At 66.8% G+C, this 19114-nt stretch carries 20 protein-coding genes; 15 read left to right on the top strand and 5 right to left on the bottom strand.

The genetic code is table 11. The features are described from left to right. The first annotated feature begins 4 nt into the window (after window positions 1-4). From ACQY5B_RS07885 to ACQY5B_RS07815, 15 genes are all read left to right on the top strand, one after another. Window positions 5-196 carry a DUF6494 family protein gene (locus ACQY5B_RS07885; RefSeq protein ID WP_305971099.1) on the top strand — a complete coding sequence of 64 codons (192 nt, stop codon included), beginning with the start codon at window positions 5-7 and terminating at the stop codon, window positions 194-196. Then, a complete protein-coding gene (locus ACQY5B_RS07880; protein WP_420325693.1) occupies window positions 193-1266 on the top strand; it encodes an Mrp/NBP35 family ATP-binding protein in 1074 nt (357 codons plus the stop codon). Before ACQY5B_RS07885 ends, ACQY5B_RS07880 begins: the two co-directional genes overlap by 4 nt. Beyond that, complete coding sequence (locus tag ACQY5B_RS07875) at window positions 1263-1973, top strand: biotin/lipoate--protein ligase family protein (protein ID WP_420325694.1); 711 nt, start codon at window positions 1263-1265, stop codon at window positions 1971-1973. Before ACQY5B_RS07880 ends, ACQY5B_RS07875 begins: the two co-directional genes overlap by 4 nt. Beyond that, a complete protein-coding gene (locus ACQY5B_RS07870; protein ID WP_420325695.1) occupies window positions 1970-2449 on the top strand; it encodes a DUF6505 family protein in 480 nt (159 codons plus the stop codon). The genes ACQY5B_RS07875 and ACQY5B_RS07870 overlap by 4 nt, the downstream gene beginning before the upstream one ends. Beyond that, window positions 2430-4421, top strand: a complete 1992-nt coding sequence (locus tag ACQY5B_RS07865) for a sensor histidine kinase (protein WP_420325696.1) — start codon at window positions 2430-2432, stop codon at window positions 4419-4421. Before ACQY5B_RS07870 ends, ACQY5B_RS07865 begins: the two co-directional genes overlap by 20 nt. Window positions 4422-4515: 94 nt before the next feature. Then, window positions 4516-5568: an acyltransferase family protein gene (locus ACQY5B_RS07860; RefSeq protein WP_420325697.1), complete on the top strand. Its 1053-nt coding sequence runs from the start codon at window positions 4516-4518 to the stop codon at window positions 5566-5568. A gap of 183 nt (window positions 5569-5751) precedes the next feature. Beyond that, window positions 5752-5901 (top strand): hypothetical protein, encoded by a 150-nt coding sequence (locus tag ACQY5B_RS07855; RefSeq protein WP_420325698.1) that lies wholly within the window; start codon window positions 5752-5754, stop codon window positions 5899-5901. Next, window positions 5892-6053 carry a hemin uptake protein HemP gene (gene hemP, locus ACQY5B_RS07850; protein WP_305971092.1) on the top strand — a complete coding sequence of 54 codons (162 nt, stop codon included), beginning with the start codon at window positions 5892-5894 and terminating at the stop codon, window positions 6051-6053. The genes ACQY5B_RS07855 and hemP overlap by 10 nt, the downstream gene beginning before the upstream one ends. Next, on the top strand, window positions 6050-6532 hold the full coding sequence (locus tag ACQY5B_RS07845; protein ID WP_305971091.1) for a hypothetical protein: 483 nt from the start codon (window positions 6050-6052) through the stop codon (window positions 6530-6532). The genes hemP and ACQY5B_RS07845 overlap by 4 nt, the downstream gene beginning before the upstream one ends. A 29-nt stretch (window positions 6533-6561) precedes the next feature. Next, a complete protein-coding gene (locus ACQY5B_RS07840; RefSeq protein WP_420328682.1) occupies window positions 6562-7833 on the top strand; it encodes an imelysin family protein in 1272 nt (423 codons plus the stop codon). 20 nt (window positions 7834-7853) lie between these two features. After that, window positions 7854-8129, top strand: coding sequence for a (2Fe-2S)-binding protein (locus ACQY5B_RS07835; protein WP_371931798.1), 276 nt, complete (start codon window positions 7854-7856; stop codon window positions 8127-8129). Further along, entirely contained in the window at window positions 8096-8581 is a 486-nt protein-coding gene (bfr, locus tag ACQY5B_RS07830) for a bacterioferritin (RefSeq protein ID WP_043143194.1), read from the top strand. The genes ACQY5B_RS07835 and bfr overlap by 34 nt, the downstream gene beginning before the upstream one ends. A gap of 22 nt (window positions 8582-8603) precedes the next feature. After that, entirely contained in the window at window positions 8604-10082 is a 1479-nt protein-coding gene (locus ACQY5B_RS07825) for a di-heme oxidoreductase family protein (protein ID WP_420328686.1), read from the top strand. Window position 10083: 1 nt separating this feature from the next. Beyond that, window positions 10084-11073 (top strand): imelysin family protein, encoded by a 990-nt coding sequence (locus ACQY5B_RS07820; protein WP_420325699.1) that lies wholly within the window; start codon window positions 10084-10086, stop codon window positions 11071-11073. A 1-nt stretch (window position 11074) separates the two neighbouring features. Next, window positions 11075-12127 carry a DUF1513 domain-containing protein gene (locus ACQY5B_RS07815; RefSeq protein WP_420325700.1) on the top strand — a complete coding sequence of 351 codons (1053 nt, stop codon included), beginning with the start codon at window positions 11075-11077 and terminating at the stop codon, window positions 12125-12127. A 205-nt stretch (window positions 12128-12332) separates the two neighbouring features. On the opposite strand, the gene ACQY5B_RS07810 is transcribed toward ACQY5B_RS07815, so the two are convergent. From ACQY5B_RS07810 to araD, 5 genes are all read right to left on the bottom strand, one after another. Beyond that, window positions 12333-13721, bottom strand: coding sequence for a bifunctional enoyl-CoA hydratase/phosphate acetyltransferase (locus tag ACQY5B_RS07810; RefSeq protein ID WP_420325701.1), 1389 nt, complete (start codon window positions 13719-13721; stop codon window positions 12333-12335). 187 nt (window positions 13722-13908) lie between these two features. After that, window positions 13909-15435 carry an aldehyde dehydrogenase (NADP(+)) gene (locus ACQY5B_RS07805; protein ID WP_420325702.1) on the bottom strand — a complete coding sequence of 509 codons (1527 nt, stop codon included), beginning with the start codon at window positions 15433-15435 and terminating at the stop codon, window positions 13909-13911. A gap of 13 nt (window positions 15436-15448) precedes the next feature. Continuing rightward, window positions 15449-16366, bottom strand: coding sequence for a dihydrodipicolinate synthase family protein (locus ACQY5B_RS07800; RefSeq protein ID WP_420325703.1), 918 nt, complete (start codon window positions 16364-16366; stop codon window positions 15449-15451). Between the two features lie 37 nt (window positions 16367-16403). Continuing rightward, a complete protein-coding gene (locus tag ACQY5B_RS07795; RefSeq protein ID WP_420325704.1) occupies window positions 16404-17330 on the bottom strand; it encodes a Gfo/Idh/MocA family protein in 927 nt (308 codons plus the stop codon). Continuing rightward, window positions 17330-19072, bottom strand: coding sequence for an L-arabinonate dehydratase (araD, locus tag ACQY5B_RS07790; RefSeq protein WP_420325705.1), 1743 nt, complete (start codon window positions 19070-19072; stop codon window positions 17330-17332). Before araD ends, ACQY5B_RS07795 begins: the two co-directional genes overlap by 1 nt. Window positions 19073-19114 lie beyond the last annotated feature (42 nt).

The raw sequence follows: 19114 nt of genomic DNA, 5'->3' as shown, positions 1-19114 counted from the left end.
GACCATGAGCGAAGACTTCAACATGTCGATGCGCAAGTTTCTGAAGCAGGTCGGCGTGACCTCGCAGCAGGCCATCGAAGAGGCGATGCGCAACACCGATACCGCCGGCAAGAGCTATGCCGTCAAGGCTGTCGTGACGATCCCTGAACTGGGCCTGACCCATGAGGTCACCGGCGAGATCAAGGGCCAGGAATGACCCAGGTAACACTTGGACGCGACGCCGTCCTGGACGTGCTGAAGACCGTCGCGGATCCGGTCGCGGGCGGCGACATCGTGGCCAGCGGCGTGATGCGGGCGCTGAATGTCGAGGGCGGCAACGTCCGCTTCGTCATGGAAATCGCGCCGCAGCACGCCGAGGCCTACGGCAAGGTCAAGGCCGAGGCAGAGGCCCGGCTGGGCGCGCTGGACGGGGTCGAAAAGGTCGCCATCGTGCTGACCGGCCATTCGGAGAAGGCGCCGCCGGACCTTGGCATGAAGAAAAAGGCCGAGCCGCAGGGCCCGCAGAAGATCCCCGGGGTCGAGCACATCATCGCCATTGCCAGCGGCAAGGGCGGCGTGGGCAAGTCCACGGTCTCGGCCAACCTTGCCTGTGCGCTGGCCGCGCAGGGGCGGCGCGTGGGCCTGCTGGACGCGGATGTCTACGGCCCCTCGCAGCCCCGGATGCTGGGCGTGTCCGGCCGCCCCGCCTCGCCCGATGGCAAGACCATCCTCCCCCTGCGCAACCACGGCGTCACCATGATGTCGATCGGCCTGATGACCAACGAGGACCAGGCCGTGGTCTGGCGCGGGCCGATGCTGATGGGGGCGCTGCAACAGATGATGATGCAGGTGCAATGGGGGGCGCTGGATGTGTTGCTGGTCGATCTGCCGCCGGGCACCGGCGACGTGCAGATGACGCTCAGCCAGAAGGCACAGGTCGATGGGGCGATCATCGTCAGCACGCCGCAGGACGTGGCACTGCTGGACGCGCGCAAGGGCATCGACATGTTCCGGCAGCTAAATGTCCCGATCCTTGGTATGATCGAGAACATGAGCACGCATATCTGTTCCAATTGCGGACATGAGGAGCATGTCTTTGGTCACGGCGGCGTGGCCGCAGAAGCGGCCAAACTGGGCGTGCCCCTGCTGGCCGAGGTGCCGCTGGACCTGCAGATCCGGCTGGCCTCGGACGGTGGCGCGCCGATCGTGACCTCGAAGCCCGACGGCGCCCAGGCGCAGGCCTTTCACGCCGTCGCCAGCGCGCTGGTGGCCGAGGGCGTCGCATGAGCGGGACCACCGAGCCGCTGACCTTTCCCCCCGCCATGAGCGGCGAGGAGGTCGGCGGCGATCCCTTTGACGGCGCGGTCATGCGGGCAATCCGGGGCTGCGACGCCGGCCTCGTGTGCCATCGCATCGCCGCCGACCGCATGGGCGCCGCGCTGGTCATGACGCCAGAGGTGCCGCTGAAACAGGCGATGGTGATGCTGCCGCTCTGCGGCGTGGGCCTGCAGAACGCGCTTGGCGCGCTGGCCCCGCCAGAGGTGGCGGTGCACCTGGCCTGGGCGGGCGGTATCCTGATCAACGGCGCCGCCTGCGGGGCCTTCCGCGCCTGCGCCTCGACCCAGGACCCGGAAGAAATCCCCGACTGGCTGGTGGTCGGGTTCGAACTGCCGCTGACCCTGGCCGCCGTGCCCGGCGAAGTGCCCGACCAGACCGCCCTGTTCGAGGAAGGCTGCGCCGAGGTCGCGCCAGATCGGCTGGTCGAAGCCTGGGCGCGGCACACGCTGAACTGGATTGCCCGCTGGGAAGACGAAGGCACCAAGGCGCTGCACGCGGAATGGCGCGGCCTGGCGCATGGTCTGGGTGAAACCGTGGTGCAGGACGGCTGGCCCGGCACCTTTCTCGGCGTGGACGAGGACTTCGGGATGCTCCTGCGCGACAGCGAGACCACCCACCTCATCCCCTTGACGACCCTTCTGGAGGAGGCCCCATGAAACTGGCCCGCGCCATCCATTTCGACGAAAGCGACCAACACGTCTTTGCCAGCCCGGCGCGCACCGGCGAATGGTGCATCTCCGGCGGGTTCGAGTTCTCAAACTGGACCGAAGGCGACCTGGCCGGCAAGGCCCGGCAGGCCTTTGCCAACGGCTGGTTCGGGCTGGAAACCGGCGGGCGGGTGACATTCGTCGCCGTGACCGAGGCAGAGCCGGCAGAGATCAATGCACTGACCGATCTGCTGGCCCAGCATTTCGTGACCTATTACGGCGCGCCCTCCATCGAGGCCGCGCGTCCCGTCGCACAGGACGAGATCGCCCACATGGCCGAACTCTGCGAGGACCACCCGGCCAACACCCTGCTGACCGTGGCGCGGGAACTGACCGACTCCGGCGTGCGCGAGGCCTATCGCGTGATCGAGGCACAGGCCGCCGGGCTGGAACAATTCGCGATTCATGGATCGCTCGACGAGTGAACGGCCAAGGCGCGGGCGCGTGCCCGCGCTGTCGGTGCGCCTGCGCCTCTTGGTGCTCGCGCTGGCACCGCTGACGGTGCTGATGCCGCTGTTGCTGGTGCTGGGCATGACGCGCTGGACCAGCGACTATGACGAACTGCTGATCGCCAATGTCGAATCCGACCTGCGCATCGCCGAGCAATACCTTGCCCGCATCATGGAAACGACCGGCGACGAACTGACCGGCGTCGCCGAGAGCGCCGAGTTCGGGCGCGTGCTGGCGGTCAGCGGCCCCGCGCTGGACAGCTACCTGGCCGAAAAGCGCGAGGCGCTGGAGCTGGATTTTCTCTACTACCTGCCGGAAGAGGCGACGCTGGGCGATGCCTCGCGCTGGCCGGTGATCGTGGCGGGGCTGAATGGCCGCCCCTCGACCGAGATCGACATTCTTTCGGGGGCCGACCTCGCCGCCCTGCCCGGTCAGCTGGACGCGCGCGCCCGCATCCCGCTGATCGAGACAGAGGCCGCCGTGCCCACGGAACGCGAGGTCGAGGATCGCGGCATGGTGGTGCATTCCGCGGCGCCTGTCCTGCTGGACAGCCACCACGGCGTGCTGGTGGGGGGCATCCTCTTGAACCGCAACCTGCAGTTCATCGACACGATCAACGCGCTGGTCTACCTGAACGCGGTCACCGGCGGCGAACGCCAGGGCACGGCGACGCTTTTCCTGGACGATGTGCGGGTCTCGACCAACGTGCGGCTGTTCGAGGACGTGCGCGCGCTGGGAACGCGGGTTTCGGCGGTGGTGCGCCAACAGGTTCTTGGCGAGGGCAAGACCTGGCTGGACCGCGCCTTCGTGGTCAACGACTGGTATATTTCCGGCTACCTGCCGCTGACCGACAGTTTCGGCGAGCGCGTGGGGATGCTTTACGTCGGCTTTCTCGAGGCCCCCTTCACGGCGGAAAAACGCGACGCGATCCTGTGGATGCTGGCGGCCTTCGTAGGTGTGCTGGTCCTGTCCGTGCCACTGTTCCTGACCCTGGCGCGCGGCATCTTCGCGCCGCTGGAACGGATCACCCGCACGATGCAGCGGGTGGGCCGCGGTGACCTTTCCGCCCGCTACGGCGATGTCGGCGCGCGCGACGAGATTGGCCAGGTGGCCGCGCATCTCGACGATCTTCTGGGCCAGGTGCAGGAACGCGACGCCCGCCTGCGCGCCTGGGCGGACGAGCTGAACCAGCGTGTCGAAGAGCGCACCGCCGAGTTGCGCGAGGCCAACGCCAAGCTGGAGGAAACCTATCGCCAGCTGGTCATGAACGAGAAACTTGCCTCGATCGGCGAGATCACTGCAGGTGTCGCGCATGAGATCAACAACCCGGTGGCGGTGATCCAGGGCAATGTCGACGTGATCCGCGAGACGCTGGGCGACAAGGCCGACCCGGTCAAGACGGAACTGGACCTTGTCGACCGGCAGGTGGCGCGCATCGACGCGATGGTGGGCAAGCTGCTGCAATTTGCGCGTCCCGGAGAGTTCCACGCCTACGAGGATGCGGTCATGCTTGGCCCCTTGGTCGAGGATTGCCTGCTGCTGGTCGAACACGTCCTGTCGAAGAGCGCCATCCGGGTCGAGACGCAGCTGGGCGACGCGCCAGAAGTGAAAGTCGATCCCGGCGAGATGCAGCAGGTCATCATCAACCTCGTCATGAACGCCGCGCAGGCGATGGGCCACGACGGCAGGCTGACCCTGACCCTGAACGCCGAAGAGCGGGACGGACGGCCCGGCGCCTGCCTGAGCGTGCAGGATAGCGGGCCGGGCCTCTCCGAGGGCGCGCAGGAGGCGGTCTTTGATCCGTTCTTCACCACCAAGCAGGGCGAAGGCACCGGGCTGGGCCTGTCGATTTCCCAGACGCTGGTGCAACGGGCCAGCGGGCTCATCACCGCGGCGAACGCCCCCGAGGGCGGAGCCCTGTTCCGGGTCTGGCTGCCCGCGGCATGAGCCCGGGGGATTTCACCAAGGCGGCCCCTTTCGGCCCAGACGCTGCCACTTTCCACCGGCATTCCCCGACAAGGACTTGCGCAAAGACCATCGGATGACAGGACAGGCCAGCCTTCCCCAAGGCACCTTTCCGGGTGCAACCAGCCCCGCCGGGGCGCTGGCCGCCGACCTGCGCACCCTGACCGCCTTTCGCTTTTTCGCCGCCTTCTGGGTTTTCCTTTTTCATGTCCGCGTGCGGATCGAACCGGGCACGGGGCTTGGCTGGGACATCGTCGAGAACGGCGCGCGGGGGGTGGATTTCTTCTTTATCCTGTCGGGTTTCATCATCGCCCATGTCTACGAAGGGCAGATCGCCTCGGGACGGTTCTCGTTGCGGCGGTTCCTTTGGAAACGCTTTGCGCGCATCTACCCGCTGCACCTGGTGATGCTGCTGATCTTCCTGGCCCTGGCCGTGCTGGGGAACAACCGGCATGACGGGGTCATCGCCTCTCTGCTGATGCTGCACAGCTGGGCGCTGACCGACGGTCTGGTGCTGAATGGACCCAGCTGGACGATCTCGGCCGAGATCTTCGCCTATCTTCTCTTTGGCGTTCTGGCCGTCCGGCGCCACCCGACATGGGCGTTGCTGGTCGCGCTGGCAGTCACTGCGGTCGGCGCACATCTCCTTGCGCTCGGCCTGGGCAAGTCGGCCTTCTTGCACCTGACCTGGGATTTCGGCGCCCTTCGCATCCTGCCCCTGTTCATCCTGGGGATGGTGTTGCGCCGGATCGCGCCCCTGGCGTCGATGCGGTTGGGACTGGCGATCGGGACGGTGGGGCTGCTGGCGCTGCCCCTGCTGGCGGGACAGCACGACCCGGGGTACGAGGTGCTCGTGCCCTTCTGCCTGCTGATCGTTGCGGGCGCCCGCCTCTCCGAGGCCTCCTGGCTGCCCACCAACAGCCGGGTCATGGTCTACCTCGGAGAGATCTCCTACTCGACCTACATGATCCACGTCCTGGTGATCAAAGCCTGCTACGACTACGCACCCAAGCTGGGGTTTGCGGCACCCGGATGGCCGCTGGTGGGGGTGATCGTGATCGCCGGATCGGCCCTCAGCTATCATCTGGTCGAACGCCCCGCGCGCCGGTTCCTCAACCGTTTGCTCTGAACGCTGCCGACGGGCTGCCGCTGCGGAAACCGCGGGGATTCCGGCAGGTTGCGCGCACGCCCTTATCCGACAAAATTTGTCGGATTGACAAACCATACAGAAATAGTCAGCTTTGGATCATTCCAGCCAGCCCCTCGAATCCGGGCCAAGCCAACGATGAAATCCGGCACGCGGAGACCCATGATGCTGAACGTCAGCGACATTGCCGCAGATCCCCGAACGCCCGGCGAGGGCGACCGGCGGCCCGTGACACTTGGCTTTTCCACCCTGTTTTCCCTCGAACGCCTGTTCGACCGGATCGAAGGCAAATCGGAGGGACGGACATGGGCCTGAGCACAGCGACCGACAGCGGGCAGGCCGACCCCCTGCCCGTCTATGACGCCCGCGACCTGACCGAGGGCGGTGATCTGGCCCGCATCCGCCTGGCCGACCAGCTTTACATCCTGCGCATCACCCGCGCCGGCAAACTGATCCTGACGAAATGAGCGGCATGGTCGAAAGAGGCGGTGCGCCGGTGGGTTACCTGTCCGAACTTGGCCCGGTCGAGGCGGGGGCGGTCCTGTACCTGCGGCTGTGGAACGACGGCGATGCCTCCCGCAGCGAGGTCTGGAATGATTTCGCCCGCCACCTTGGAGCCGCCGAAGGCCGCCAGGCCCTGGGCGCCTTCGAGGAACTCTGTGCGCTTTGCGCGCGCCATTGCCGGCGCCCGCTGATGCGCCACCACGTCACCTGCAAATGCCTGGGCGCCGACGAGTCCTGCTTTGCCACCTTCATCGGATACGCCAGCGAAGGCCAGCGCGAGGATGCGCTGTTGCTGGCGATGACATTGGTGCGGCCCGACATGGCCCCGATTCTGGCCGGGCTGGCCGAGGATTTCGGCCTCGCGCTGCGCCGCATGACCTGCCGAACTCCCGCCGGGACATCGCGCAAAGCGGGCCCGAACACTCCGCGGACACTCCACTAGCAAACGCCAAGAGGACAAAGACAGTGAAGATCAAGACCACCCGGACCCTTGCGACCAGCGCGCTGGCGCTGACCCTCGCCGCCGGTTCCGCCCTCGCCGAGGTTTCCAGGGCCGAGGTTCTGGACAACTATGCCGACATCGCCGAGGCGATCTATGGCGACAGCCTGATTGCCGCCCAACGCCTGCAGACGGCCGTCGACGCGCTGATCGCGACCCCTTCGGCGGAAACCCTGCAAGCAGCGAAATCCGCCTGGCTGGCCGCCCGTGTCCCCTATCAGCAGAGCGAGGTCTACCGGTTCGGCAATGCCATCGTGGACGACTGGGAAGGCAAGGTGAATGCCTGGCCTCTGGACGAGGGCCTGATCGACTATGTCGACATGACCTATGGCGGCCCGACCGATGAAAACGCGCTGGCCGCGCTGAACGTCGTCGCCTCCCCCTCGCTGACCATCTCGGGCGAGACCGTGGACGCGGCAGAGATCACCCCCGCCCTGCTGTCCGACACCCTGCACGAGGCGGACGGGGTCGAGGCCAACGTGGCCACCGGCTATCACGCCATCGAGTTCCTGCTCTGGGGGCAGGACCTGAACGGTCACGCGCATGGCGCCGGCAACCGCCCCTGGACCGACTATGCCCAGGGCGAGGCCTGCTCGAATGACAATTGCGACCGCCGCGCCGACTACCTCAAGGCGGCGACCGACCTGCTCGTTTCGGACCTGGAATGGATGGCGGCCCAATGGGCCGAGGGCGGCGAGGCCCGCAGCACCCTGATGGCGGACGAGGCCGCTGGCATCACGGCGATGCTGACCGGCATGGGCTCGCTCTCCTACGGGGAACAGGCGGGCGAACGGATGCGCCTGGGCCTGATGCTGAACGATCCCGAGGAAGAGCACGACTGTTTCTCGGACAACACGCACAACAGCCATTACTACGACGGGCTGGGCATCCAGAACGTCTATCTGGGCGAATACGTCCGCATCGACGGCTCGCTGGTCAGCGGCCCGTCCCTGGCCGACCTCGTCGCCGAAGCCGATGCCGCGCTGGACGCCGAAATGCAGGACAAGTTGGCGCAGACCATGAAGGCGCTTGGCCGGATCAAGTCCGCCGCCGAGGCCGGGTTCAGCTATGACATGATGCTGGAACGCGGATCCGAAGCCGGTGAGGCGCTGGTCATGGGCGGCGTCAACGGTCTGATCGACCAGACCCGCAGCATCGAACGCATCGTCGCCCTGCTGGGGGCCGAGGGCACCGCCATCGAAGGTTCGGACAGTCTCGACGACCCCGACGCCGTCTTCCAGTAAACCCAACCGGATCCGCCGCCATGATCATCTGTCATTGCCAGAACATCACCGATCACGACATTCATTCCGCCATCGACTGGATGCGGGCGGCGGACCCTGAGACCCTCATCACACCAGGCAAGATCTACCACGCATTGGGCAAGGCCGCGGATTGCGGCGGATGCATGCCGCTGTTCCTTGGCACCATGCGCAAGAATCAGAACTTGGAAGTCCCCATGCACCTCCGTAACCTCCGGGGCGGAGCAACACAGGAAACCCGACCATGCAAGGCGACCCGAAAGTCATCGACTACCTGAACCGCGCATTGCGCAGCGAGTTGACGGCGATCAGCCAGTACTGGCTGCACTACAAGCTGCAAGAGGACTGGGGCCTTGGCCACATGGCCAAGAAAAGCCGCGAGGAAAGCATCGAAGAGATGAACCACGCGGACAAGCTGATGGAACGGATCGTCTTTCTCGAAGGGCATCCCAACCTGCAAAAGCTGGATCCGCTGCGCATCGGCCAGACGCCCAAGGAAACGCTGGAATGCGATCTTGCCGCCGAACAGGAGGCGCGCGCGCTCTACAAGGAGGCCCGCGAATACTGTCACGAGGCCGGCGACCACGTCACCAAGGAGCTGTTCGACCAGCTGCTGGCCGATGAAGAGGGTCATATCGACTTTCTCGAAACCCAGCTTGACCTGCACGATCGTGTCGGCGCCGAGAACTATGCCCACCTCAACGCGTCGAAGATGGATGAAGCCGAGTAAACTGGCCCTTATTGCCGTCCTCATGGGGCCCGCCGCCGTGGCGGGCCCTCTTGATGAACCGCATCTGAACATCACCCCCCGCACCCCGGCCGAAACCGCGCGCATCGCCAAGGTGCTGGCGCCGCCCGCGGGTTTCGATACGCCCGAACGGTTCGAGGACAAGCCCGCCGGCGCCGCCACCGTGCGCGTGACGCCGGATGCAAATGCCTTTTCCCTGCCTTCCGCCAGTCTCGATTTCGAGGGTGAACTGACCTTCAAGGTCGGCAACGGGCTGTTTCGCAAGATCTGGGTGTCGTCGCCCTCCTCCACCCTCGCCTCTGACGGCTTGGGGCCGCTGTTCAATGCCCGATCCTGTCAGCGCTGCCACATCAAGGACGGGCGCGGCCACCCGCCTGATGGGCCGAGCGACAAGGCGATTTCCATGTTTCTGCGGGTCTCGGTGCCCGGCGGGCCCAAGGACATGATCCCCGAGATCGAGGACTATATCGCCAGCGCGCCCGAGCCGACCTATGGCACGCAATTGCAGGACTTCAGCCTGCCGGGCCATGCGCCCGAATACCGCCTGCAAATCGACTACGAGGAAATCACCTTTCCCCTGTCGGGCGGCGAAACCGCCAGCCTCCGCAAACCGACCTATACCGCCGCCGACCTTGGCTATGGTCCGCTGCACCCGGAGGCCATGCTTTCGCCCCGGGTGGCCCCCCAGATGATCGGACTTGGCCTGCTGGAGGCGGTCCCGGCAGCGGATATCCTGGCCTGGGCCGACCCCGACGATGCAAATGGCGACGGTATTTCGGGCCGGGCGAATGTCGTCTGGTCGGTGGAGTTCGACATGCCGATGCTGGGCCGTTTCGGTCACAAGGCGGGCAACCCGACGATCCTGGAACAGACGGCGGCGGCCTTTGTCGGCGACATCGGCATATCCAGCCCGCTGTTCCCGGCGGGCGCGGGCGAGTGCACCGACCTGCAGGCCGACTGTCGGGCCGCGCCGCATGGCGACGGTGACGCGCGCGGTTTCGAGGTCGATGCCGAGGGGCTGGAACTGACCGCCTTCTACAGCCGCAACCTGGGCGTTCCCGCGCGCCGCAACCTGGACGACCCGCAGGTGCTGCGCGGCAAGCAGGTCTTTCACGACAGCGGCTGCGCCGATTGCCACAGGCCGAAGTTCGTCACCCATCGCCTGCCCGACCGGCCGGAACACAGTTTCCAGCTGATCTGGCCCTATACCGACATGCTCTTGCATGACATGGGCCCCGGTCTGGCGGACGGGCGGCCAGAGGCACGGGCCACGGGCCGGGAGTGGCGCACCGCGCCGCTTTGGGGGATCGGTTTGACGCAGCAGGTTTCGGGGCATACCACGTTCCTGCACGATGGCCGCGCGCGCTCTTTGCTGGAGGCGATCCTCTGGCACGGGGGCGAGGCGCAGCCCAGCCGCGACGCCGTCACCCGGATGCCGCCGCCCGACCGCAACGCCCTGATCGCCTTTCTGGAAAGCCTCTGACATGCGCAACAGCCTTTTCGCCCTCGTGTTTGCCGCCTCTCCGGCTCTGGCCCAGGCGCCCGACGTGGGCGCCATCGTCGACGCCCATGTCCTGCCCGGCTACCAGGCGCTGGCCGAGAGCACGGCCGCGCTGGCCACGACGGCGGAACAGCATTGCACGGCAGGCGACCCCAAGCTGCAAGAGGCCTATGGCGCGGGTTTCGATGCCTGGATCGCGGTCAGCCACCTGCGGTTCGGCCCTTCTGAAAAGGGCGACCGGGCCTTTGCTCTGGCCTTCTGGCCGGACAGCCGGGGCGCGACGCCCAAGGCGCTGGGACAGTTGATCCGGGACGAGGACCCGGCGGTCGAAAGCCTGGACAGTTTCCAGAAGGTCTCGATCGCGGCACGCGGGTTCTACGCGATGGAGTTCCTGCTCTACGACGACCAGTTCAGCACGGCGGGGAGCGAGGCCTACCGCTGTGCGCTGGTGCAAGTCATGAGCGCCGACATCGCCGCGACCTCGGCGGCGATCCTCGCGGATTGGGAAACCGGATATGCCGACCTGATGCGCCATCCCGGCAACGACACCTACCGCACGGCGGACGAAGCGGCGAAACAGTTGTTCACCGCCCTGTCGACGGGATTGGAATTCACCGGGGACACGCGGATCGGGCGCCCGATGGGCAGCTATGACCGCCCCCGCCCGATGCGCGCCGAGGCGCGCCGCTCTGGCCGCTCGCTGCGCCATGTCATGCTGTCGCTGGCGGCGCTGCGCGACCTGGGCACGCGGCTGTCCGGAGGGGACACCGCGCTTGACACCGCCTTTGCCCGCGCCCTGACCCGGGCCGACATTCTGGAGGATCCGGTCTTTGCCGGGGTCAGCGATCCGATGGGCCGCATCCGCATCGAAGCGCTGCAACAGCGCATCTCCGAGATACGCGAAATCGTCGCGCAGGATCTTGGCCCCCGCCTGGGCATCGCGGCCGGGTTCAACTCGATGGACGGGGATTGAGTTGGCCAGCCGGCGCCACTTTCTGGCCGGTCTTCTGGCTGCCACGGCCTGCCCGCGCCCGACATGGGCCGAGGCCGGATCGCCCGCCTTCCTGTCAGCGGCGATGACCCGCGACGGGCGGTATCAGCTTTGCGGGCTGAGCGCCGCAGGCCGGATCACCTTTGCCTGCCCCCTGCCTGACCGGGGCCATGCTGCCGCAGCCCATCCGTCACAGCCCATTGCCGTGGGGTTCGCCCGCCGTCCGGGGCGTTTTGCGGTGGTGCTGGACTGCGTGACCGGCCGTGAAATCACCCGGTTCGACGCCCCCGAAGGGCGGCATTTCTATGGTCACGGTGTCTTTTCCCCCGATGGCACGCGGCTCTACACGGCGGAAAACGACTATGCAGCCGCGCGCGGCGTGGTCGGGGTCTGGTCTCTGGACGGCAAGCGGCTGGGTGAGTTCGACAGTCACGGCACCGGCCCGCATGACATCCGCCTGATGCCGGACGGCGAAACGCTGGTGATCGCCAACGGCGGGATCGAGACGCATCCCGATTCCGGCCGGACCAAGCTGAACATCCCGCTGATGGCGCCGTCGCTTGCGTTCCTGTCGCCGGAGGGCGCGCTGCTGGACCAACAGCGGCTGGCGCGCTCGCTGCACAAGAACTCGATCCGACACCTGGCGGTCGGGCCAGATGGCACCGTGGCCTTCGCGATGCAATGGCAGGGCGATCTGTCCGAAGATCCGCCGCTGATCGGCGTCACGCGACAGGGCGGCACCCCGCGCCTGTTCACCGCCCCGCCCGAGCAGGCCGCCCGGATGCAGGGGTACGCGGGCAGCGTGGCGCTGCTGGCCGACGCCCGAGAGGTTGCCATCACCTCTCCTCGTGGCGGGCTGGCGCAGGTCTTTGACCTTGGCAGCGGTGCGCTCAAACGGAGCATCGACATGGAGGACGTCTGCGGCGTGGCCGCCGGCGGCGCGGGCTTCCTGCTGACCTCCGGTACCGGAGAAGTGCGCGGCGAGAGCCATGTCACCCATGACCTGCACTGGGACAATCATCTGGTCCCGATCTGATCGGGGTCAGCCAGCCCCTTGCTCCATCGCGGCGCGGGCGATGGCCAGTTGCTCGTTTGTCGGGATCACCAGTGTCCGCGACATGTCCGATCTGATGACCAACAGGCCCAGCACACCCGAGCGGCGGTAGAGCAGCCCTCACATCGACGCGCCATTGCCCAGGTGCGCAACGACCACCCGGCGTTCAGGGCCGGCGCATGCGCCCTCACCCTGTTCCCGTGATGCGCGCATGGTGCAGCGCCGCCACCGCACAGGAGGCCAGCCGAGACATGTCATCGTCGGCGCGGCTGTTGAGGATGATCGGCACCCGCGCGCCCAGCACCAGCCCCGCTGCCTCGGCGTGGCTGATATAGGTCAGCTGCTTGGCCAGCATGTTGCCCGCGTCGATGTCCGGCACCACCAGCACCTCTGCCCGGCCCGCAACCGGCGAGAAAATCCCCTTTGTCCGTGCTGCGGCGATATCGACCGCATTGTCCATCGCCAGTGGGCCGTCCACCAGCCCGCCGGTGATCTGCTTGCGCTCGGCCATCTTGGACAAGAGCGCCGCATCGACCGAGGACGGGATGTCGGGGTTCACCGTTTCCACCGCCGACAGCACGCCGACCTTGGGTTCCTCGATGCCGATGCTGATTGCCAGGTCGACGGCATTCTGGACGATGTCCTTCTTGGCCTTCAGATCGGGCGCGATGTTGATTGCCGCGTCCGTCACCAGCAGCGGGTGCGCCAGCCCGGGCACGTCCATCACGAAGACATGGGTAAAGCGACGCCCCGCGCGCAGGCCGGTCTGCTTGTCCAATGCCGCGCGCAGCAAATCGTCGGTGTGCAGATGGCCCTTCATCAGCGCAGCCGCCCGCCCCTCTGTCACCAGCGCCACGGCGCGACGGGCGGCGGCGACGTGATCCCGTTCGGTCACGATCTCGACCCCGTCGAGGCTCTGCCCCAGGTCTTCTGCCGTGGCCGCGATCCTGTCCGGGCAGCCGACGAGGATCGGGGTGATCAACGTGTGATCGCGCGCCAGCAGTGCCCCGCCCAGCGAGTTCGGCTCTTCCGGTGCGATCACCGCCGTCACCAGCGGCGGCAGGGGGGCGGCTTTGGCCAGCAGCTTCTCGAAATGCCGATGACGCTGGACGATGAGCCCCGGCAGGTCATGGCTGGAATAGCTGGTCTTGCGGCGCGGTGCCTCGACTTCGGCCACACCAGAGAGGATCAGCGCGCCATCCGCCGGTCGTGTGACCTCTGTCGCAAGCGTCACGATGCCGGTCTGGTCGTTGCGGTCGGTGACGGTGACGCGGCTTTCCAGTTCGTCTCCTGCATGGGCGCGGTTGTGAAAGACAAGGCTTTGCGCATGATACAGCGTCCCCGCCCCGGGCAGCATGTTGCCCAGCACCGCGGAAACCAGTGCCCCCACGAACATCCCCGGCGCCACGGCCTCCGGTTCGCCGTCGCCATCGCCGTCCACGTTGAAGACATGCATCGGGTTGTGATTGCCCGAGACATTGGCAAAGACGATCAGGTCGTCCTGCGTGCACAGGCGCCGCAGCGCGGCGGTGTCCCCCGGTTTCAGTTCGTCGAATGTCCTGTTTTCAATCTTCATGGCCTGCAACCCCTTTCCCCGACCCGCCCACGGACATGCCCAGCCCTACAGGACGGGGCGCCCTGCGACATGACCCAAGTCAATACCCGCCCAGTGTGACGAGAGTTCCTGCGGCCGTGCACCCAAAGGCGCGCATGAAAAAGGCCCGGCAAGCCGCCGGGCCTTTCCATCGTCTTTGGCGTTTGAATTATCGCAGGTCGCCGGGCAGCAGGGCGTCGGGGAGGTTCTGGTAGCAGACCGGGCGCAGGAAGCGGCGGATGGCCAGGGTGCCCACCGAGGTCGCGCCGAAGTTGGTCGAGGCCGGGTACGGCCCGCCGTGGACCATCGCGTCGGCCACCTCGACCCCGGTCGGAAAGCCGTTCACCAGCAGCCGCCCGGCCTTGCGCTCCAGCACCGGCATCAGGCGTTGCGCAAGCCCCGTGTCGCCCTCGTCCATGTGCAGCGTCGCCGTCAGCTGGCCCTCGAAACCGCGCGCCAGTTGCTCCATCTCGTCGGGGCCGGATACCCGCACGACAAGACCCAGCGGGCCAAAGACCTCTTCGCCAAGCGCATGATCCTGCAGGTAATGCTCGGCGTCCGTCTCGTAGAGATTGGGCGAGGCATTGCGGCCGTCGCTGTCGGTGGTCAGCACCGGGCGCACCGGGTTGCGCGTGTCGAAGCGCTGTTTACCGTTCTTATACGCCTCCGCGATACCGTCGGTCAGCATGCATTGGGTCGCGACGCCCTTCAGCGCCTCGGCGGCGGCGCTGACAAAGGCGTCGCCGGCCTCGCCCATCTCGACCACGGCGATGCCGGGGTTGGTACAGAACTGCCCGGCCCCCATGGTCAGCGAGGCGGCCCAGCCTTCGCCGATCTGCGCGCCGCGCGCCTTCACCGCCTGCGGAAGCAGGAACATCGGGTTGACGCTGCCCAGCTCGCCGAAGAAGGGGATCGGCTCGGGGCGTTGCGCGCAGAGATCGAACAGCGCCCGGCCGCCGCCGAGCGAGCCGGTGAAGCCCACCGCGCGGATCAGCGGGTGCTGCACCAGCGCCTGGCCCACGTCGCGCTTGCCGCCCTGGATCAGGCTGAAGGTGCCGGGATGGACGCCGGTCTTCTTGATGGCCGCATGGATGGCCTCGGCGACGATCTCGCCGGTGCCGGGATGGGCCGAGTGGCCCTTGACCACCACCGGGCAACCGGCGGCCAGCGCCGATGCCGTGTCGCCGCCGGCGGTGGAAAAGGCCAGCGGAAAGTTCGAGGCGCCGAAGACCGCGACCGGCCCGATCGGGCGCTGGACCATCTTCAGGTCCGGGCGCGGCAGCGGCTGGCGGTCGGGCAAGGCCGTGTCGTGGCGGCGATCCAGGTAGGCACCGTCGAGGATGTGGCTGGCGAAAAGGCGCAGCTGGCCGGTGGTGCGGCCGCGCTCGCCCTGCAGGCGGGCCTCGGGCAGGCCGGTTTCCTGCGTGCCGATCTCGGTAATCTGCTCACCGCGCGCCTCGATCTCGTCGGCGATGGCGTTGAGAAAGGCGGCGCGCTCTTCGCGGCTCGTGTAGCCGTAGGACCAGAAGGCCGCCTCGGCCGCCTCGCAGGCCCGGTCGATCAACGCCGGCGTGCCGACGGAATAGTCATGCGCCGGGCCATGCGCCGGCTCCGAGGTGAAGGTCGTCTCTCCGGAGACCCACTCTCCCGCGATCAGATGACGACCGTGGGGGGTGAAGCTGCTTTTGTCCAGCATGTCGAGAACTCCTTTACTTGCCCCATTTCAGGGCGATGAGGTCGAGGTCGCCCGCGAGTTGCAGCAGGCGCTCCCGCGTGCGCGGGGTCATGGGTTTCAACGGGTGGCGGACGTGATCGGATCCAATCACGCCGCCTTCTTTCATCACCACCTTGCAGGCGCGCAGCCCGCACTGGCGGTTCTCATGGTTGATCAGCGGCAGGCACTTCGTCCATTGGGCCAGAGCGGTGTCCTTGTCACCCGCAAGATAGCTGCGGATGATGACACCAATGTGCTCGCACTGCAGGCCCGAGGTCATGGTGCCGGTGCACCCGGCGTCGAGGTCGGCCAGCAGCGTCACCGCCTCCTCGCCGTCGAAGGGGCCGATGATATCCTTGCCCCCGGCCTCGATCAGCGCCGCCAGCTTGTCGGCGGCAAAGGGCATTTCCATCTTGAAATAGCTGACGTTTTCCAACTCGCGCGCCATGCGCGCCAAGAGCGGTACCGACATCTGGCAGCCCGACAGGGGCGCATCCTGCACCATGATCGGGATCGAGGTCGCGTCGGAAACGGCGCGGAACTGCTCGTAGATCCCGGCCTCGGACGGAACCAGCCCGACCCCGTGATAGGGCGGCATCATCATCACCATCGACGCGCCCAGCGACTGCGCGGCCTTGGCCCGGTCGACGACGATTTCGGTGCTGAAATGGCTGATCGTGACAATCACGGGGACGCGGCCCGCGACATGCTCCAGGCTGATGCGCATGAGCGTGGCGCGTTCCTCGTCCGACAAGACGAACTGTTCCGAGTAGTTGGCGAGGATGCAGATCGCATCCACGCCCTGGTCGATGATGCAGTCCAGAACGCGGCGCATCCCCTCTTCGTCGACGCGGCCATCATCGTGGAAGGGGGTGGGCGCAACGGGGAGAATGCCGGTCAGGGGCGTTTTCATGGCAGGTCCTTTCTGGGTATCGGATGCGCGCAAGCGCTTATTCGTGGAAGGGGGCAACGGTCTCGCGTCGGCCCAGCAGGAAGGCATCGGCCACATGGCGCATGGGCGACAGATCCACGTCGCTGCCGCCCGTGGCGACAAGCTCGGCCATGCGGGCGTAGAGGCGCGGGTATTCACCGTCCAGCGCGGGGCCATCGGCGGTTTGCTCGACACCGTCGATGACCATGCGCGCGCCGCCGTCATGCAGGTCCAGCCGGCCCTTGTCGGTCTCGGCCGCGATGGTCCAGATCTGGTCGCCGTCCTGGCGCCAGTCAAAGACGGCGCCGACCTCCGCACCCGCCGGGTGAGCAAAGCGCAGGCTGGCCGCGATCGGCCCCTGCTTGTTCTCCGGCACTTCCAGAGTGGCCTCGCTCAGGTGGATGGCGTCGGGAAGGATCTCCGTCAGGATCGACAGCGCGTTGATGCCCGGATCAAAGACACCGAGGCCACCCGGTTCCCAGATCCAGTCCTGGCCGGGATGCCAGCGGCGCACGTCCTCTTTCCAGGTGATCTGCAACCGGCGGAGGGTCTTGTCCGCCAGCCAGGCCTTGGCCGCGCCCACCATCGGCGCCTCGCGCGAATGCCAGGTGGCAAAAAGCGAGACACGCTGCGCGCGCGCCATGTCGATCAGCCGGTGACATTCCGACAGGGATGCGCCGGGCGGCTTTTCAAGCATGACATGGCGACCCGCCGCGATGGCGGCGGCGGCATAGTCAAAGCGCGGCACCGGCGGCAGGCAGAGCGAGACGACGCGAATGTCGCTCCGCCGCTCCAGCAGTTCGGCGAAATCGGTGAAGCTCTCGACCCCCTCGACGCTGCCCTTGCGCGAGACGGTGGCGGCAAGATCCCAGTCCTGCGAGGCGGCGATGGCCGGTACGTGCTGATCCAGGGCGATCTTGCCGATGCCAACAAGTGCGATTTCCATCAATGCGAGTCCCTTCCCACCGGGGCGCCGCGGCAGCCCTTGAGAAAATCCAGGTCGGCGCCGGTGTCGGCGCCCTCGACATGCTGCTGGTGCAACCAGGCATAACCACTTGCCGGGCGTTCATGGGTCGGCGTCCATTCTGCCAGGCGGGCCTGCAATTCTTCGTCGGTGACATCCAGGTGCACGCGTCGCGCGGGCACGTCGACCTCGATCATGTCGCCGTTTTTCACCACCGCCAACGGTCCGCCTGCCGCTGCCTCGGGCGAGGTGTGCAGGATCACGGTGCCATAGGCGGTGCCGGACATGCGGGCATCGGAAATGCGGATCATGTCCTTGATGCCCTTTTTCAGAACCTTGGGCGGCAGGCCCATGTTGCCGACCTCGGACATGCCGGGATAGCCTTTGGGCCCGCAGTTCTTGAGCACCATGATACAGGTCTCGTCTATGTCCAGGTCGTCGTCGTTGATCTTGGCCTTGTAGTCGTCGATGTCCTCGAAGACGACCGCCCTGCCCCGGTGCTGCATCAGGTGCTTCGAGGCGGCAGAGGGTTTCAGCACCGCCCCCTTGGGGGCCAGGTTGCCCTTGAGCACGGCAATCCCGCCCTGGTCGGTCAGCGGCTTGTCGACCGGCAGGATCACATCCTCGTTCCAGTTCCTGGCGTCCTTGACCTCGTCCCAGATCGTGCTCCCGGACACGGTCAACGCGTCCTTGTGCAGCTTGCCGCCCTCGCCCAGCCGTTTCAGCACCACGGGCAGGCCGCCGGCGTAAAAGAATTCTTCCATCAGGTATTCGCCCGAGGGCTGGAGGTTCAGGATCGTGGCAATGTCGCGCCCGCAGCGGTCCCAGTCGTCCAGCGTGATGTCCACGCCGACACGGCCCGCAATCGCCAGCAGGTGCACCACCGTATTGGTAGAGCCGCCCACCGCGCCATTGGTGCGGATCGCATTTTCAAAGGCTTCGCGGGTCAGCACGTCCGAGGGTTTCAGATCGTCCTTGACCATCTGCACGATACGCCGGCCCGTCAGCTGCGCCATGACGCGGCGACGGCTGTCCACCGCGGGGATCGCGGCATTGCCGGACAACGCCATGCCCAGCGCCTCGCACATCGACGCCATCGAGGAGGCCGTGCCCATGGTATTGCAGGTGCCGGACGAGCGGGTGACGGCGGCCTCGGCCTCGAGGAATTCGTCCTGCGTCATCTCACCGGCCTTCACCGCCTCGGAGAACCGCCAGAGGTGGGTGCCCGCGCCGACGCGTTCGCCCTGGAACCAGCCGTTCAGCATCGGCCCGCCGGTCACGACGATCGAGGGCAGATCGCAGGAGGCCGCCGCCATGAGCAGCGAGGGCGTGGTCTTGTCACAGCCCACCATCAGCACGCAACCGTCCATCGGCTGGCCGCGGATCTGTTCCTCGATCGACAAGGCGGCGAGGTTGCGGAACATCATCGCCGTGGGCCGGAAGGTGTTTTCCGAGGCGCTGAACACCGGCACCTCGACCGGGAAACCGCCGGCCTCCCAGATGCCTGCCTTCACCTTTTCCGACAACTCGCGCAGGTGGCCGTTGCAGGGCGTCAGGTCAGACCATGTGTTCAGGATGCCGATGATCGGGCGCCCGTCGAACAGGTCCTCGGGATAGCCCTGGTTCTTGAGCCAGCCGCGGTGATAGATCACGTCCTTGGTGCTGCCGCCGTACCATTCCTGGCTGCGCAGTTTGCGGGGCCATTCTGCCGGTTTGAACGCCATCTGCTTGCCTCCTTCGCTTGGGGAGATGCGCCCGAAGGCGCA

The organism is Antarctobacter sp. (assembly GCF_965277915.1).
Lineage (GTDB): Bacteria > Pseudomonadota > Alphaproteobacteria > Rhodobacterales > Rhodobacteraceae > Antarctobacter.
Note: the sequence above shows the minus strand (reverse complement) of the source record. Positions and strands in the feature narration are given on the sequence as shown.